The 16,782-nt window shown below is 56.1% G+C and carries 12 protein-coding genes; 10 read left to right on the top strand and 2 right to left on the bottom strand.

Annotated elements, in window-relative coordinates; all coding sequences use genetic code 11:
• The first annotated feature begins 13 nt into the window (after nt 1-13).
• The 9 genes from EN851_RS22640 to EN851_RS22680 all read left to right on the top strand — a co-directional run bounded on the left by EN851_RS22640 (nt 14) and on the right by EN851_RS22680 (nt 12,787).
• A complete protein-coding gene (locus tag EN851_RS22640) occupies nt 14-985 on the top strand; it encodes an ABC transporter permease (protein WP_135880841.1) in 972 nt (323 codons plus the stop codon).
• Nucleotides 982-1,884 (top strand): ABC transporter permease, encoded by a 903-nt coding sequence (locus EN851_RS22645; RefSeq protein WP_135880840.1) that lies wholly within the window; start codon nt 982-984, stop codon nt 1,882-1,884. The genes EN851_RS22640 and EN851_RS22645 overlap by 4 nt, the downstream gene beginning before the upstream one ends.
• Nucleotides 1,881-3,719: an ABC transporter ATP-binding protein gene (locus EN851_RS22650; protein ID WP_167531266.1), complete on the top strand. Its 1,839-nt coding sequence runs from the start codon at nt 1,881-1,883 to the stop codon at nt 3,717-3,719. Before EN851_RS22645 ends, EN851_RS22650 begins: the two co-directional genes overlap by 4 nt.
• Entirely contained in the window at nt 3,716-5,416 is a 1,701-nt protein-coding gene (locus EN851_RS22655; protein ID WP_135906875.1) for a thiamine pyrophosphate-binding protein, read from the top strand. Before EN851_RS22650 ends, EN851_RS22655 begins: the two co-directional genes overlap by 4 nt.
• A 141-nt stretch (nt 5,417-5,557) precedes the next feature.
• Entirely contained in the window at nt 5,558-7,114 is a 1,557-nt protein-coding gene (locus tag EN851_RS22660) for an ABC transporter substrate-binding protein (RefSeq protein WP_135906876.1), read from the top strand.
• Nucleotides 7,115-7,163: 49 nt separating this feature from the next.
• Nucleotides 7,164-8,960 (top strand): thiamine pyrophosphate-binding protein, encoded by a 1,797-nt coding sequence (locus tag EN851_RS22665; RefSeq protein ID WP_135906877.1) that lies wholly within the window; start codon nt 7,164-7,166, stop codon nt 8,958-8,960.
• A gap of 135 nt (nt 8,961-9,095) precedes the next feature.
• On the top strand, nt 9,096-10,592 hold the full coding sequence (locus tag EN851_RS22670) for a 4-hydroxyphenylacetate 3-hydroxylase N-terminal domain-containing protein (protein ID WP_135906878.1): 1,497 nt from the start codon (nt 9,096-9,098) through the stop codon (nt 10,590-10,592).
• On the top strand, nt 10,579-11,178 hold the full coding sequence (locus EN851_RS22675) for a flavin reductase family protein (protein ID WP_272483028.1): 600 nt from the start codon (nt 10,579-10,581) through the stop codon (nt 11,176-11,178). Before EN851_RS22670 ends, EN851_RS22675 begins: the two co-directional genes overlap by 14 nt.
• 184 nt (nt 11,179-11,362) lie before the next feature.
• Nucleotides 11,363-12,787: a UbiD family decarboxylase gene (locus EN851_RS22680; RefSeq protein ID WP_135906879.1), complete on the top strand. Its 1,425-nt coding sequence runs from the start codon at nt 11,363-11,365 to the stop codon at nt 12,785-12,787.
• 625 nt (nt 12,788-13,412) lie between these two features.
• On the opposite strand, the gene EN851_RS22685 is transcribed toward EN851_RS22680, so the two are convergent.
• Entirely contained in the window at nt 13,413-14,873 is a 1,461-nt protein-coding gene (locus tag EN851_RS22685) for an aldehyde dehydrogenase family protein (RefSeq protein WP_135880833.1), read from the bottom strand.
• 239 nt (nt 14,874-15,112) lie between these two features.
• On the opposite strand from EN851_RS22685, the gene EN851_RS22690 reads away from it, so the two are divergent.
• A complete protein-coding gene (locus tag EN851_RS22690) occupies nt 15,113-15,736 on the top strand; it encodes a MarR family winged helix-turn-helix transcriptional regulator (RefSeq protein ID WP_135906880.1) in 624 nt (207 codons plus the stop codon).
• 286 nt (nt 15,737-16,022) lie between these two features.
• Here the strand turns inward: EN851_RS22690 and EN851_RS22695 are convergent, their stop codons facing one another.
• Nucleotides 16,023-16,580: a TetR/AcrR family transcriptional regulator gene (locus EN851_RS22695; RefSeq protein ID WP_245511647.1), complete on the bottom strand. Its 558-nt coding sequence runs from the start codon at nt 16,578-16,580 to the stop codon at nt 16,023-16,025.
• Nucleotides 16,581-16,782: the final 202 nt, after the last annotated feature.

A 16,782-nucleotide genomic window follows, 5' to 3' on the forward strand; every position in this document is an offset into this window, starting at 1 on the left:
TACCGGACAGAGGATGCAGATGCGAGCATTAAGCGAAACATTGAAGCAGGTCGGTTCGGCTTTGCTTGCGCTACTTATAATCAGTATCGTGACATTTGCCGCGACCAGTATTCGTTCGCCTGAAGCAGTGGCAATGAATGCGCTGGGCCGCGAAGCGAGCACCGACGCAATCAACAATTTCATCATCCAGAACGGGCTTGACCAGCCATTGGTATTCAGGTTCCTGACGTGGCTCTGGCACTTCGTCCGCCTCGACTGGGGAATGTCCGCGGTGAACAACCGGCCGGTGAGCGAGGTTGTCATCCCTTGGATCAGCAACACCCTTGCGCTTTCAGTTGTCGCACTCGCTCTCGCCCTGCCCATATCCGTTTGGCTGGGGCTCTTGATGGCTAAGAAGTGGGGTACTGCCACGGACGTGGGTCTTCTCTCCCTGACAGTGATCCTGGCCGGCATCCCAGAATTCGTCGTGGCCATTATATTGATGTTCGTATTTGCTCTGTGCCTAGGCCTGGTGCCGGTCGACAGCACGCTCGCAGACCACGGGACTGTTCTGGAGCGTATCCAAGCCTATGTTTTGCCGACTTTGACCTTGGTCGTTGTGATGGTGCCGCATATGAGTCGTATCGCGCGCGCATCCGCTGCCGAAGCTCTACGCGCGCCTTTTATCAAGGCCGCAATCCTGCGCGGCATGAGTCGCAGCATTGTCTTGTGGGACTATGCGATGCGCAGCGCGGCTGTGCCCTTCGTCAACGCCGTGGGCATCAATGTCGTCTATCTGCTTAGCGGGGTAGTCGTCATCGAGAATGTGTTCGCATTTCCTGGCATTGGGCGGCTGCTCGTCCAGGCTGTGGCTTCCGGCGACACCAACGTGGTGCAGGCGATAGCAGTCGTCATGGGCACGCTTTTCCTCGCCATCAGCTTCGTTTGCGATCTTCTGGTGATCTATTTCAATCCGAAACTGCGCAGGCGGAAAGGGAGTGCATGAGCACGATTATAGTGGGCGGCGCTGTCACGGGTTCCCTGGACGCACCAGCCAAGCCGTCTTCCATTTTCAAACACGCGCTGCTCCACACGGTGCAGGGGCGTGTTGGAATAGCATCGCTCACATTGATCTTCCTGGTTATTCTGCTTGGCCCGCTGTTCGCTCCCTATTCGTACAGCGAACTCGGCGTCGGTGCGCCGCTTGAGCGCGCGTCGTTGGCTCATCTCTTTGGGACTGATCAGTTAGGTCGGGATATCCTGAGCCGGCTCCTCTTCGGCGGCGGGACAGTTGTGCTCGTGCCTTTGGTTGCCGTCACCCTGGCGTTTTGCATTGGAGGCGGTGTCGGCACCTACGGCGCCTACAAAGGGGGCAAAACAGATCTACTCATAACTCGCACATTTGATCTGTTTCTCGCTGTTCCGCCCCTGCTGCTAGCACTTGTTATAATTAGTGCCCTGGGAACTTCGCCAATGGTCCTCGTGGCTGTGGTGACGATTGTTTATATCCCTCGCATTGGCCGAGTGATACGCGGAGCCACACAGGGCATCATTACGAACGACTACGTTGCGGCGGCCGAGGCGCGCGGCGAATCTACTCTCGCGATTCTACTTCGTGAGGTCTTCCCAAATGTTATGGGTCTTGCCTCAGCAGAGTATGCTCTCAGACTTACCTATTCAATTCTGTTTGTGGCTACCCTGAGTTTTCTGGGCCTCGGCGCTCAACCGCCGAGCTCTGATTGGGGATTGATGGTCGCCGAATCCAGAGGGTTCATCTCCATCAATCCATGGGCAACCCTGGCCCCCAGTTTGGCTATCGCCATCCTCTCGGTCGGGTTCAACCTTGTCGCGGATGCACTGGCGAGCGTCGTCGGAGCCTCCGAAAACGGAAGAGTAGTGATTTGACAGCGGTCCTTGACGTCCGAAATTTGTCTGTTGCCTACCGGCAATCATCGGGGACACTGAACCACGTCGTCGAGAAGGTCGACCTGAAGCTATTTGCGGGTCAAGTTCTTGGTCTGGCTGGAGAATCAGGTTCGGGCAAATCAACCACTGCACTCGCTGCTATAGGTTATAAAAGCAGCAACGTGGCAATCACGTCTGGAGAGGCACTCCTGGGCGATCGCGACCTTCTCGTGCTGCCTCGAGAGGATCTGCGCGCTATCTGGGGCAAGGAGATCGCTTACGTCTCCCAAGACTCATATGGCGCCCTCAGCCCGGCTACAACCATCGGTCACCAATTCATTCAAACGATCCGGCGGCACTTCGCGATCTCCCATGCCGACGCTGTCGCTCGATGCATTGAGTTGTTGAGATCTGTTGCTATCCCAGATCCCGAGAGCGCTGTTGGTCGCTATTCTTATGAATTCAGTGGCGGACAACTCCAGCGCATCTGCATTGCGATGGCCATGGCCTGCAAACCCCGCCTGCTGCTCCTTGATGAGCCAACGTCGGGTCTGGATGTTACGACCCAGGCTCGGATTTCGGCGCTCATCCGAGAGTTGGTCTCGGAGAATAACGTCGCCACTCTCTACGTCAGCCATGATTTAGCTTTGCTGCGCGAATGCTCTGACGAGTTGGCGGTAATGTACAACGGGCGTGTGGTTGAATACGGGCCGACTGCAGCGATCGTTGACCGTCCGCAACACCCGTATACCAGCGCTTTGATCCGAGCAGTTCCAAGCGTTCGCATACCCGCAAAGATCGAAGGGATTTCAGGTCAGACACCCCCCAGCGTTGTTCTGGGTCGGTGCTCATTCTCTGATCGCTGCGCCTACAAACGCGAGGCTTGCGAACAGACAGACATTCCCGATCTTTTGCGCAATGACGGCGGCGTTGTAAAATGCCTGTTCCCGCTGAAAGGCCAGCAGGCTAGGGCGCGGATCGATACTGGACGCGCAACAGGCCTGAGCTCAACTGCACCGGTCCTGAAGGTAAGTAACATTTCGTGCCATTATCTCTTCAAAAAAGAACCAGCAGTAAACAACGTCTCGCTTACGCTACGGCCAAAGGAAATCATTGGCATCGTTGGAGAGAGCGGGAGCGGAAAATCCACACTGCTGCGGGCAATCGCAGGTCTTCAACCTTTTTCCGGCTCGATCGAGTTTGATGGAGAGGTCCTTGCGGCCTCCGCCCGCAAGCGTTCGAAGATCGCCAAGTTCGGCATTCAGGTCATCTTTCAGAATCCTGATACTTCGTTGAACCCAAGGCACACCATTTTTGACTTGATCCGGCGTCCGCTGGTCCTCGCCCGAGAAGGCAAGATCAGCCGATCTGACCAGCATGACATCGTGGTGGAGACAATGCGATCGGTCTCCCTCCCAACTAGCATCCTGGATCGATACCCTTCGGAGCTTTCCGGTGGGCAGAAGCAACGTGTTGCAATTGCTAGAGCCTTCGCACCGAAGCCCAAGGTCGTCTTGTGCGATGAAATCACGTCTGCCCTGGACGTATCGGTTCAGGCCCACGTCTTGCAGCTTCTGAGAGATCTCTCGGACAAAAGCGGCACCGCCATTGTTTTTGTCAGTCACAACTTGGCTGTTATCAGATCTCTCGCTGACAAGTGCATGGTGATGCATTTGGGAAAAGATATTGAACAGCAGCCGACAGAACAGCTGTTCAATTCCCCATTGCAGGAATACTCGCGAGAGCTATTGCGGGCTATTCCTGATCTGCAGTGTGGAGATAATGAGAATGCGTTCTCGCCAATGCGTGTATCGGTCAAAGGGGAAATAAATTGACGGGAACATCTGTTGAATATGGGTCGGATTTGGTGATGTCGCTTCTTCTTGAGGCGGGCATCGATACAATTACCTTCAATCCCGGGTTCAGTGTAAAAGGGATCACCGACTCGCTCGCCCATTTCGGGTCCGAATTCAGGGCAATCATGTGTCCCCAGGAGGGCGTCGCGGTTGCTGCCGCACACGCTTATGCGAAGGCGACGGGCAAGCCGATGGCCGTCATTCTGCATAACATCGTCGGTCTACAGAACGGGACCATGGCCATCTTCGACGCCTGGTGCGACCGAGTGCCGATGATCGTGCTTGGTGGTACCGGCCCGCTCTCGAAGGAGGACCGTAGACCATGGATCGACTGGATCCATTCAGCGCATGATCAGGGTGCGCAAATCAGAGAATACACAAAATGGGATGATCAGCCGCTCGACGTTGAGTCGGTGCCGGAGAGCTTTTGGCGGGCGTGGCAGACCTCGGTAGCCGTCCCGCAAGGTCCGGTCTACGTGTGCTTCGACACTTCCGTGCAGGACGCCCCAATCGGAAGTTCGGCGTCTACCCACTGGCGCAAGCTAAATAACGCACCGACGTCGCCGGCCCTCAGTCGGGAGCATGCGCAATCTGTTGCGAGCCGTCTTGCAAGCGCTACGCTACCCGTAATCGTTACCGATTTCGCTGGCGAGACACTTGAAGGTTTCAACTCGATTCGTGAGCTTTCTGAGTTACTGGAGTGTCCGGTAGTCGATTGCGGAGCGAGGTTCAACTTCCCGACCAATCACCGGCTCAATTTCAGCTATCTGGAAGAAAAAGTAGTGCCGCAAGCTGATCTGATCTTGGCGATCGACGTCGAAGATCGCGACGGCCGCGTTCTACCCCATATCCGTCCCGAGACGGAAGTGATCTGGATAAGCCCGGCGCACTTACGCATCCGTTCGTGGTCGCAGGACTACCTAAAGCTTCCGCGCGCCAGCGAGCAGATCACCTCCGCGGCTGCGCCTGCCTTGAAGGCCATCCTCCAGGAGATCGTTCACTTTCCTGATGTCGCCGAGCAATCCGGGCGCCGGCGCGCGCAGATCGAGGGCGTAGTCGATCAGGCGAGAGCGCAATGGCGCCAGGATGTGTCTACACAGACGGGCATCTCACTGGCGACTCTGGCCGCAACTATGAAAACGGTCCTCTCTGAACTCGATTGGACCCTGGTTACTGGGTCAATGTACGGGTGGGACAAAAAGCTGATCGACATGACCAAGCACCGCGCGCATCTGGGCGGCGAGGGCGGAGGGGGCTGTGGCTATATGCCAGGAGCCGCGATAGGCGGCGCTATTGGACTTAGCGACGGCAGTGTCCCAGTTGCAGTTATCTCCGACGGTGACCTTCTTTTCTGCCCGTCGGCTTTATGGACAATCGCAAATCAAAATCTTCCCATGCTGATTATCATGGACAACAACCGAGCTTACAAAAATACGCTGGCCCACGGACAGCGCGTTGCGACCCGACGAGGCCGCGCTGAAGCAAATGCGTTGCTGGGCAATGTTTTCACCGATCCGAAAATCGATTTCGCTGCTATGGCGCGATCATACGGGTTGGAGGCGTTCGGCCCGATAGAACGGCTGGAGGATCTAGAGAGCACTTTGAGAAAAGCAATGGATATCGTTCGTAGCGGACGCCCCGCTCTTGTCGATGTTGTGACAGAGCTTGTCATCTGACGCTTGTGGCCCCCGCGCGGCCAACGCGTTTCCCGACAGAATATGTACGATTTTAGGTGCTATTTTAGATGACAGAGATATGTTAATCTGGTAGATTAATATTGGCGGCGTTTCGGCCGTCCTAAAACAGGGGAACTGGTCATGAAGAAGCAGCAGGAAGCTGTCGGCTGGAACATCAGTCGACGCCACGCTATGATGCTTGCGCTAGGTGCTCTAGCGCCTTTGAGCATCGTAGATTCACTAATCTCTCAGGCGCACGCTGCCGGCAAAACAGAGATCAAACTCGCCATTGGCGATGCCCAGGTCAAAGAAACGCTTGATCCAGCGCTGTCTGAAATAACCAATTCACATGTCGTCGTCGGCGTGGTTTACGATCATCTGGTTCGTTATGATGCGACATATAAGCTAACGCCACATCTTGCGGAGCGCTGGGAGCCCAACAGCGACGCGACCGAATGGACATTCTATCTTCGAAAGGACGTCAAGTGGCATGACGGCCGCCCGTTCACCGCTGCGGATGTCGAGTATACGATCCGCCGCTTGATTGATAAAAATGTCGGCTCAGATCTTTTTGCGCGGCTTGCGCCCTCGATTGATCCCAAGCGTATCGTGGTGAAAAACGATCACGAGATCTCGATCGGCCTGTTGCGACCCGACGCGTTCCTTCCGCTTACTTTCGGCACGAGGCAGTCAGCGATCGTTCCGACCGGCTTCGAAACGCGGACAACGGACCTGAGCAAAGCCATCGGATGCGGTCCATTTAAGCTTGTCAGTTATTCGCCTGGCAAGGGCTGGGAAGCTGTAAGGAATGACGAGTATTATGGTGGAGCGTCGAAGATTGAGCGTATTCGCGTTTCTGTAATCCCGGAGCAGGCGACTAAGTTGCAGGCAGTGGTTGCCGGCGATTTCGACGCGTGTGATGCGATACAACCTTCGCTCGCTCGGACGATTGAGGGCAACAGCAAGGTAAAGCTGGCACGGCTCACCGCTGATCGAATGATGTGCATTGCCATGGATTCGACTCAGAAGCCGTTCAATGATCCGCGTGTTCAAATGGCAATCAAGCGCGCTATAGACCGCAAGAAGCTACTAGACCTTTCCTATCTAGGCTATGGCGAAGTCAGCAACGACATTCCCGTGCCTCCAACGGATCCCTTATATCCTTCAGACGTAGATCACTCGCAGGATATTGAACTGTCGAAAAAGCTGCTCGCGGAAGCCGGATATCCCAACGGTATCGATATCGAATTGGGAACGTCGGAATCGTTCGGAGGAATGGTTGATCTTGCCGTTGCCTTTGCGGGCATCGTTGCCCCGGCTGGAATTAGAGTAACCGTCAAGCAGCACCCGCCTTCGACTTATTGGGATCAAGTCTGGCTGCATGGGGCGATGTATGTGACCTACTGGACAACCCGCCACGCAGCAGACCGGCTTCCGATCACCTACGGCGAGGACTCCCATGTGAACGAATCTCGGTTCAAAAGCCCCAAGTTGCATGAGCTGGTTGCCGGGGCCCTGGCTACGCTGGATGAAGCGAAGCAAAAAAGCCTTTTTCAGGAGGCTTTGCGCCTCGTCGCCGAAGAATCCGGACTGATCGTGCCGTTCTTTATCGACAAGCTGTGGGTGGCTCAGTCGGCATTCGACCTTCGTGTGTCGCTGGAAACCCAGGTTGATCTGGCAAACTCGAGCTTTAGTTAGTCATTGCTTTTTAGGTATGTAGATAGGTTTTAACGTGCAAAAAACTATAATGCTTGAGTCCGTCATCAAGTCCGGCCCGTCGAAAGACGGGCCGGAGTGGGGGTCGGATGTCGTCGCTGCAATGCTGCACCGAATGGACATCGAATACGTTGCTGTAATGCCCGGTGCATCCTTCCGGGGAATGCAAGACTCGTTCGTCAACCACATAGGGAATAAGGATCCAGGTCTTCTTCTGTGCATTCATGAGAATTCCGCCGTGGGCATCGCCCGCGGTTACGCCAGGGCCTCCGGCAAGCCCATGGGGGTCATCTTGCATAATGTCGTCGGTCTCTTGGCCGGCTCCATGGGAATTTTCGACAGTTGGATCGACCGGAGCCCTATGCTCATCATCGGCAGCACGGGACCCGTAGACGCCGCGAAGCGACGGCCGCTGATTGACGGCATGCATACGGCAAACGTTCAGGGCAATCTGGTCCGCGACTTCACGAAATGGGATGATCAGCCCGCCTCGTTCGCAGCTCTTACAGAAGCTCTTCTCAGGGCAAATCGCATTGCGCGGCAGGAACCGCCAGGCCCTGTCTATGTCTGTGTTTCCACTGATATTCAGGAGGCACCGGTCCCAAGTGATTTTGTTCTGCCGGATCAGACCCGTTTCGCGCCCGCTGCATCGCCGTTTCCACCTCCTGAACTGGTTGAACAAGCAGCCTCTTGGCTCTGCAAGAGTCGATTTCCCGTCGCTATTGCCGACCGGTCCGGACGAGACGAGACTTCGAGCAAGGCGTTGGTGGATCTTGCGGAGATGCTCGCCATGCCTGTCCTTGACCAGGGCTGGGCATGGAGGAGCTTTCCTAGTCCGCACGACCTTGATTTCACCGGAGACGAGAAGGCGATTTTGTCGAAGGCGGACGTCGTTCTTGCGCTCGATTGTACGGATTTGGCCGGCGAAACGGCCGACCTGCCCGCAGGTGTTAAGATCATCAACATCTCGAGCGATGAGCTGCTACATCGCGGCTTTACCGCCGAATATCAAGCCCTGCCAGCTGTAGACCTACCTATCCTCGCTTCTCCGGCAACGGCCCTCCCAGAGCTCCTGCGATGCTGTAAAGCCAAAATTGAAGCCGATACGTCGTCGGGATCTCGGGTAGAGGGCCGGCGTACTCAACTAAGGGCGTTCAAGGCCGAGCTATCTGCACGACAAGCGGCGCTAATAGCCTCGAACCGTGCAGGGCAACGGCTGACCGAGACATCACTTTGGACGGGCTTGGCGGAACAGCTGGCGAATGAACCGTACTGTATCACTGTCGGCAATTCGCGTCGCCAAGCGCCTGGTGTGATGAAACTCGGGACGGGTTTGAGCCTCGACCTGTCCGGAGAAGCTGGCGGCGCCGTCGGCATGATGGTTCCCGTAGCGATCGGTAGTGCGATCGTTGTAAGCAAAAATGGCCAGCTCCCAGTCGCAGTCATAGGTGACGGAGAATTTCTTGCAGGCTCCTCGGCGATTTGGACGGCCGCCAAATACCGCATTCCAAGCCTGATTGTGGTCAACAACAACAGAAGTTTCCTCAGCGATGAGCATCATCAAGTCCGAATGGCGGAACTTCGTAATCGTCCCACGGAGAACGCCGGCGTGGCAATGAGCCTGGTGGACCCGTCGTGCGAGATTGTTTCTGTTGCGAAAGGCTTCGGAGCAATAGGTATTGGACCCATTACTAGCTACGACGAGTATCTGGCAGCGCTGAGTGAGGCGATCCCAATGGTTCGCGATGGTAAATGCGTCGTGGTGGAGTGCCTTACTGAGTATCGCAAGCTCAATGTCTTCAAAGAGCGGGATTCCGGGCGAACCTGACAGGCGAGTCCTATTTGCAATCAGGGCACCCCGCAGACCGAGAGATAGGAAAGCGGGTCGCCAAAGATTCTGCTTGACCAAAATAGCTACAATATGTATGTATCTAATTAGATCAATCAAGTAGGAGTGCATTCGATGAATCCTGGTCTCCATGCCATCGACGCCGCAAAGGCTCAGTCTTCAAGGAGCATGCGAACGGGTGAGGAGTATCTAAACTCGCTTCGGGACGGTCGCGCCGTCTTCGTTGATGGCGAACGTGTTCGTGACGTCACGACGCATCCTGCTTTCGCGGAAGGGGCAAGGTCGGCTGCTCGGCTATTCGACATCGCCTCTGACCCTGCGATGGAGGAGCGGATGACTTTCGTGTCGCCGACCTCTGGCAACCGCGTGTTGCGCGCTTATCAAATTCCTAAGAGCCACGCGGATCTTAAGGCACGGCGATTGGCGTCTGAAACGTGGTCTGAGGCCTCGTTTGGGATGATCGGCAGGTCACCCGACCACGTATCTGGTTTCTTCTGCGGCTATGCGGCACTTCCGGAAGTTTTCGCAGCCGGCGGCAAGGAATACGGCGAGCGCGTGGTTTCTTTCTACGAAAAGCTGCGCGAAAATCACCTTTGGGCGACCTATGCCATTGTGCCGCCGCAGATCGACCGGTCTAAGCCGGCGCACAAACAAAGTGATCCCACTCTCTACGCAGGTGTCGTGAAGGAGAAGGATGGCGGGATCGTGATTTCCGGCGCCCAGCAATTGGCTACTGCCGGGGTTTATTCTGACTACCTTTACCTAAGCTGCATTCACCCACTTCAGGCGGGTGACGAGAACTACGCCATTGGCGTCGCCATACCCATGAACGCTCCAGGTCTGAAGCTCTATCCTCGGCGTCCCTTCGCTCTGCAAGCTACCAATACCTTCGACTATCCGCTTACGAGCCGGTTCGATGAATCTGATTGTTTTGTGGTGTTGGACAACGTGTTCGTGCCGTGGGAAGAAGTGTTCATCTATCGCAACATTGAGGTGTGTCGCGACCAGTGGTGGAAGACACCCTCGCATCTTTATGGCAACCTTCAGGCGCAGGCTCGCTACGCGACCAAGCTCCGCTTTATGGTCGGCTTGCTGCAGCGAATGAACGAAACTACCGGTAACTCAGGGCTTCCGCCTGTGATGGTACAGATGGGAGAACTGACAGCCCTGGTGTCGATCGTGGAGAAGATGCTGGAAGCGCAGGAGACCACAGCGACCTATGATGAGCGCGGTTTCATGTGGCCTGATCCAGCGGCGCTTTATTCAGTGATGGCGCTTCAATCTGAGATCAACCCCCGCATGATAGAGGTGGTGAAAGAGCTGACCGGTGCAGCGATGATCACCATGCCTTCCTCGGTGAAAGATCTCGACAGCCCGGAGACTGCCTCCGATATTGAGCGCTACATGGCGTCCGGAATAACGTCTGCTCGCGATCGCATTCGGCTAATGCGGCTGGCGTGGGACTTCGTCGGCTCTGAGTTTGGTAACCGGCATCAACAGTACGAGAAGTTCTACGGCGGCGCGTCGTTCATTGTTAAGCAGAATATGCTGCGAAGCTACGACATGCGCCGCGCAACTAACTTGGTGGACAAAGCCCTTGCCCTCGATTAGTTCACTCCAGGCCTCAGGGCCTTCGCACAAACGAAGCGGCCAGCCCGTCACGTTAGAGGACGGCCGGGAACTTCGGAATGCTTTCGCGACGTTCGCGACGGGTGTTGCGATCGTTACCACCTGCGTCGGCGACGAGATGATCGGTGCGACTGTTAGTTCGTTCAACTCGGTTTCGCTTGTCCCTCCGCTTGTGTCGTTCAGCATTGCGCGGACGGCTCGGGCATTGGAAGCCTGGAACGCGACTGACCGGTTCGGCGTAAGCATCTTGGCGCGGGCGCAGTCCGAGCTTTCTAGCCGGTTTGCCAGGAGCATGGCGGATAAATGGAGCGGAGTCGAAATCCGTGAGGCTAATGTGATCAACGTTCCCCTGATCGGGGGAGCGCTGATGTGGTTTGAATGCGAAGTCTACGCGCGCTACGATGGAGGGGACCATATTATCCTTCTCGGGCGTGTTCTTGCCGCAACTCGCAACTCCGAAGCCGGGACCGATCCCCTCCTTTTCCACGGCGGTACTTATCGGCATCTCGCGCCCCCAGTGGGTTCGGAAACAATTCCAGACAACGCGATGTGGCCGCACGGATGGTAGGTACGCGACACGCTGCCCACCATAGCCGCCAACGCGGTGTCTGCTGTGCCCCGCCAACGGGACTGCCACATCATTGTCTTTCAATGCGGCTTGGGGAGTCGACGCGTCGCCGTTGCAGGTTGACCCTGCCAAATAGGGCATCTGAACCACTGCACATGCATCATTTGTCTGATAGGGGCTCGCCATGAATGTTGCCTACCGAGATCTTCGCGAATTCATTGGGTTGGTGGACGACATAGGCGATCTCCGGCGCGTTTCAGGCGCATCCCTTATGCATGAGATAGGCGCTATCACCGAAGTCGCTGCCGGCGACGCAAGCTGTCCAGCCCTTTTGTTCAACGACATTCCCGGCCAGGCGACTGGCAACCGCGTTTTCACCAACGCAACGGTCAGTGCGCGGAGAGCAGCGCTGGCCCTTGGCATAGATTACAACCTGCCAGCACTGGAAGCACTGAAGCTTTGGAAAACTCGACGCACGAGCTTGGAGCCGATCGCGCCTGTAGAGACTAAAGACATCCCAGTTCTGGAAAACGAAGCGCGTGGCCAGGATGTTGACCTCTCTCGTTTCCCAAGCCCAGTCTGGCACAAGCTGGACGGGGGCCCCTATATCGGGTCTGGCAGCGTCGTCCTGACGCAAGACCCCGATACTGGCTGGGTCAACTGCTCGATCTACCGCGTCCAAGTCCACAGTCGAAATCGCGTCACTATTCAATTCGATCACAACGGACGTCATGGTGCGATCATTTCGAAGAAATATTGGGATCGCGGCCAGGCCTGCCCCGTGGCCGTCGTCAATGGCCAGGACCCATCACTGTTTATCGCTGGCTTTGAGTATCTCCCGGAGGGAGCATCAGAACTTGACTTTGCGGGCGCCATCCGCGGAGCGCCGGTAGAGGTGTTCAAGGGGCCGCTTACTGGCCTTCCGATCCCCGCGCGGGCGGAGATAGTCCTTGAAGGGCGATTACTGCCGATGGCTGTTGAAAGCCTTCCAGAAGGGCCGTTCGGGGAGTTCACCGGCTACTACGCGGCCGATTCTCGACCAGGCCCGGTGATGGAGGTGGACGCCACTTACTTTCGCAACGATCCAATACTTTTCGGCTCTCCGCCTTTGAAGCCACCACGCTTCCATTTCGGATTGTCGTTCCGTGCTGCCAGCATCTGGAGCAACCTGGAAGCAGCTGGTGTCACCGACGTAGTAGGAGCTTGGCAGCACGTTTCGCAACTGATGACAGTCGTCGCAATCCGGCAGCGCTACGCCGGTCATGCTAAGCGCGCAGCGCTCATTGCGGCCGCGCATAGCTATATGGGGCGTCTAGTGGTCGTGGTCGATGAAGATATCGATCCCACAAGTCTCAATGACGTAATGTGGGCCATAACCACGAGAGCCGAACCGTCTGAGGATGTGGACATTATCCGGAACGCTTGGAGCTCTTCGCTCGATCCTCGCATCCCCCCAGCGCATCGGGATATTGGTTTGACCTCACATTCGAAAATGATCATCGATGCCTGCATTCCGTTTCAGCAGCTGGGCACCTACGCGCCCACCACAGCGCTTGGCATCCAAGAGGCCCAAGGAATCCGGCAGAAGTGGCCGCAGGTATTCAAGTAGAAGGGCGGCCTCCAATCCCATGCGAAGGCCGGCGCCGATAACCGGAGTGAGGTCTGGGTATAATTTATTCGCACAGACCCTGAGCCGACGTGCCCTTTCCGTAGCGGTCGTTGCCGATTAGTCATCGTGCTGGTGATCGGCGCTGTTGGAGGCTCACTGCCAACTTCGCGAACTGTTCACATTCCTCGTCATTTTCCTCGGTCGCGCCTGCACGGCTCCAGCTGACCAGCAAAGCAGTCGACCGTGGCATCGGCAAATTGCACAGTACGCCAGCTTCTGAACACGGATGATTTGCACTGCCGTTAGGGTGCCTGCATCCATCTTGGCGACTTCGCTCTCACCGGAGGCACGGGATCCCGGTCGGCGTCGCCTTGAACAGTGCTGCCGTCCCTTGCCAGACCGAGTGAGCAAATGGGGCCGAGGCGCTGCGGACAACAATGTCAGTTTGTATCCGAAGTTTATCCAGGTCGATTGGCGACGGACATTCAACCAAGGACGCTGACATGTCGTCGCGATTTGGACCCATTGTCGAGCACCATCAAATCACCGTGGAAGTGAACGTGCGTTGATTTGTCGGCGTTCGTAGGAAGACCCGCATCTACGTTGCGGGCCGCCCCCGAACCCATCAGAAAGCAATGTTGACATTCTTGAGCTGAGTGCATGCAAGAAGTTCCTCGATGGATTCCTCCCGTCCGAGGCCCGACTGCTTGTAGCCACCGAATGGCGCGCCAAGGAAATGCGTGCTCGAGCCGTTGACCCAAATATACCCAGCCTCGACCCTTGCGGCCGCACGGTGGGCGGTACTCAGGTTTTCGGTCCAGATCGAGGCGGTCAACCCCAGCTCGGATTCGTTTACAGCCTGGAACAGGCTCTCTTCGTCAGACCAGCGAATGATGGACATTACCGGACCAAAAATCTCTTCGCGCGCAATTCGCATAGACGGCGAGACATCTTTGAAAATTGTCGGAAGGTAGAAGAAGCCTCCAGAAAGACGGGGATCCTCTGGCCTCTTACCACCGAAGATCAGCGTCGCTCCGTCCTCCTTGCCGTACTCAACGTAACGCTCTGTCTTTGCCAATTGCTCTGCACTGACGAGGCATCCCATGTCCGTGTCCGGGTCGGATGGAATGCCGGCCGTGAGTTTCGACACGGATGCCACGATGTGCCCAATGACCTCGTCGTAAATACTCTCATGCAGGAAAACACGAGATGTCGATCCGCAGGACTGGCCACACCATGTAAAATTCATGCCCTGGACCGCGCCAGCTGCGACCTTCGCGGGGTCTGCATCGGGAAAGGCTATCAAAGCATTTTTGCCCCCTAGTTCGAGACTGAGTTTCTTTAACGTCCCGGCCGCGGAGCGAGCGATGGCCTTTCCTGTGGCGACTGACCCGATCAAGCCAACCATGGCGACTTTCGGGTGCTCGACAAGCGCTTGGCCGCATTCGAGTCCTCCCGGCAAAACAGTGAATACGCCGGGTGGAAACAGGTCGCCGACCAGTTCTGCAAACAGCAGCGTAGACAGCGGCGCCTGGGCGGGCGGTTTCATAACGATTACGTTACCCGAAACGAGCGGGGCGGCTGCACGTTGGGCGGCAAACAGAAATGGATGGTTATACGCATTGATACGCACAACCACGCCGAGGGGCTCCCTCACCGTGTAGTTGATTGAATCTGCAGTGAAGGGGATCGTGGTTCCCTTTGCTTCCGTAGCAAGTCCTGCGAAGAACTCGAAGGTGGCGGCTCCGGATTCGGCGTCCTTAATCATCCGCTTGTATGGGCCACCAGAATCGACAGAATCTGTCAGAGTTATCCGCTCGGCATTGGCTCTGATGATTGCTGCCGCCTTGCGCAACAGTGCGACCCGATCTTGCAACTTTGTTTGTCGCCACTCTCGGAAGCCTGCCTGTGCGGCGTCTACAGCGGCGTCAACATCCGCCTTACCTGCAATCGCGGTGATGCCGAGACTTGCTCCGGTAGCAGGATCGAAAACCTCTTCGCTCAAACCCGTCAGAGACTCGTGCCATCCGCCACCATAATAAAGCTTGCGGTGCGAGGGGAGGGCAGCCTGGATCTTGGATTGCATGAAGGGTCCTCGTGACGAGCGTTCAATCTAGAAGTTATAACTACAAAATGTACGTTTCTTATCAAGCTTTTTTTGGAACGAGAACGGAAGGATCGCAAGGGGGAACACAAATGTCGCGGATATGAGTGTCCTGCGGAAATCCCCAATCCCCTCTTTGATTGAGTTAGCTTTGTGATGTAACTAGTGCTCCTTGGGATTGTAGGCTTATCCCCTACGGCTGCGCAGATAGAGGTATATGGATGGCGAAAGTGACAACGACCAAGGAACTCGCTCAAGGGGGAGTACGAAAACGCAAGTCGCAGCCAGCGCCCTTTTCTCCCCCGTTAACCGTTTCACACCGCGAGCTCTTGTACAAAGGTAGCGACGACCGCTTTCGACAGGTGATTTACCTTTTCGTTGAGGTGCTGGGACGCTTTTCGGTCTGCCGAGATGCGTTTGGTCGCTCGATCGGTCTGACCGGTTCGCAGTTCGCCGTCCTCGCCGGCGTTGCATACCGGCAAGGTGAGCAGGGCGTCACGATAAAGCGTTTAGCTCAATACATTCATCTCGCGCCGACGCACGTAACGACGGAGGTCGGCCGGCTTATCCGTATGGGCCTCCTGCAAAAATTCGCTGCTGACGATGACCGCAGAAGTGTGCTTGTCAGTTTGACTGCGGTTGGCGAGGAGACGGTCGCAACTGTCAACCACTTCGTCCGCCGCGTAAACGACGTCTTGTTTGAAGGTGTGTCCGCAGAGGATCTGGAGCGCGCGGAGGGCGTTTTCAACCGTCTGTCGCGCAACAGCGAGTTCGCCATAGCCGAGCTTAGAGTGGCCGAGCGTGAGAGCGCTGAAAGTGATAGTAGGTGGGGCATGGGCCGGTAAGGGGGATACAGCGCCCGTGCGCCCAGCACATTTGAGCCTGCAAGCGTTTCAAAATTCCCAACAAGTCGACCTGATAATTCCAGCATTCGACATTGCCGCATCTAGCCGAATTTGCGTTCACCTCTTGTTGTTGGTGACGCTGACGTCCAGCACCACCATTTACCGCGATCGAACGATGCGCTTGAAGGCACCTGTCGATGCCAGCCATGAGGGCAACCCGAACGCCGTGGCCTGGCGCGTAAGAACCGCTTCCCGCGCCCGCGATATCCCGACATGTCTGAAGGAGCTAGCGAACCTGTTTTTGAATCAAGTCGACGCCGCCAGCGGTCATGCCGTGGGCGAACCATGATGCGACCTGATTGAGATTTGGCCTGACCGCATCGGCTACGAGCAGATGCGCTACTGAATAGGATGCTATTATTTCGATAGCATGCTGCACATCGGTAGCGCTGTGCACCTCACCTCGGGAAATCGCTGCTGTGAAGGCAGTCTCCATTTGGCGAAAAGTTTGAAAGACCACCTGTCGAAGCGACGATTTCACTAAAGGGGCTGACACAGCCTCTGCGAACATACACTGCAATATCTGGCCTGATCCACGAGACCAGCTGTTAAATACCTGCGTCAGGCAGGCGGCTATGTCCTCTTCAAAGGAATCTTTAAAAATTGGGGCGGCGCCATGATTTCTCCTCTCGTAGATATCTTTTAGCAAAGCAAACTTGTTTGGCCACCATCGATAGATCGTTGGCTTGCCCGCATGTGCTCGTCGTGCCACCGCCTCAAAGGAAAAGCCTGCGTGACCAGCCTCCAACACCAGGCTTTCAGCCGCCTTTAAAATAGCGTTCATTGTCTCGTCGCTTCTCCTCGGTCCAACTGAATGCCTGCTCATTGCCATCCACACCTTTCCGTCGAAACCGAAGCCGCTCAACGAAATGACAGGTGCCTTGCACAGCGGGCTACGGCACCCTTCCCGCACTTCGATCTTGCGCTAGATAGCTACATCATATACATTTATCGAAAGGTCTGTGGTTGTATAACTAGCGGTGCCT

Origin of the sequence: Mesorhizobium sp. M8A.F.Ca.ET.208.01.1.1, from assembly GCF_004791315.1 — a bacterium.
Classification (GTDB): domain Bacteria; phylum Pseudomonadota; class Alphaproteobacteria; order Rhizobiales; family Rhizobiaceae; genus Mesorhizobium.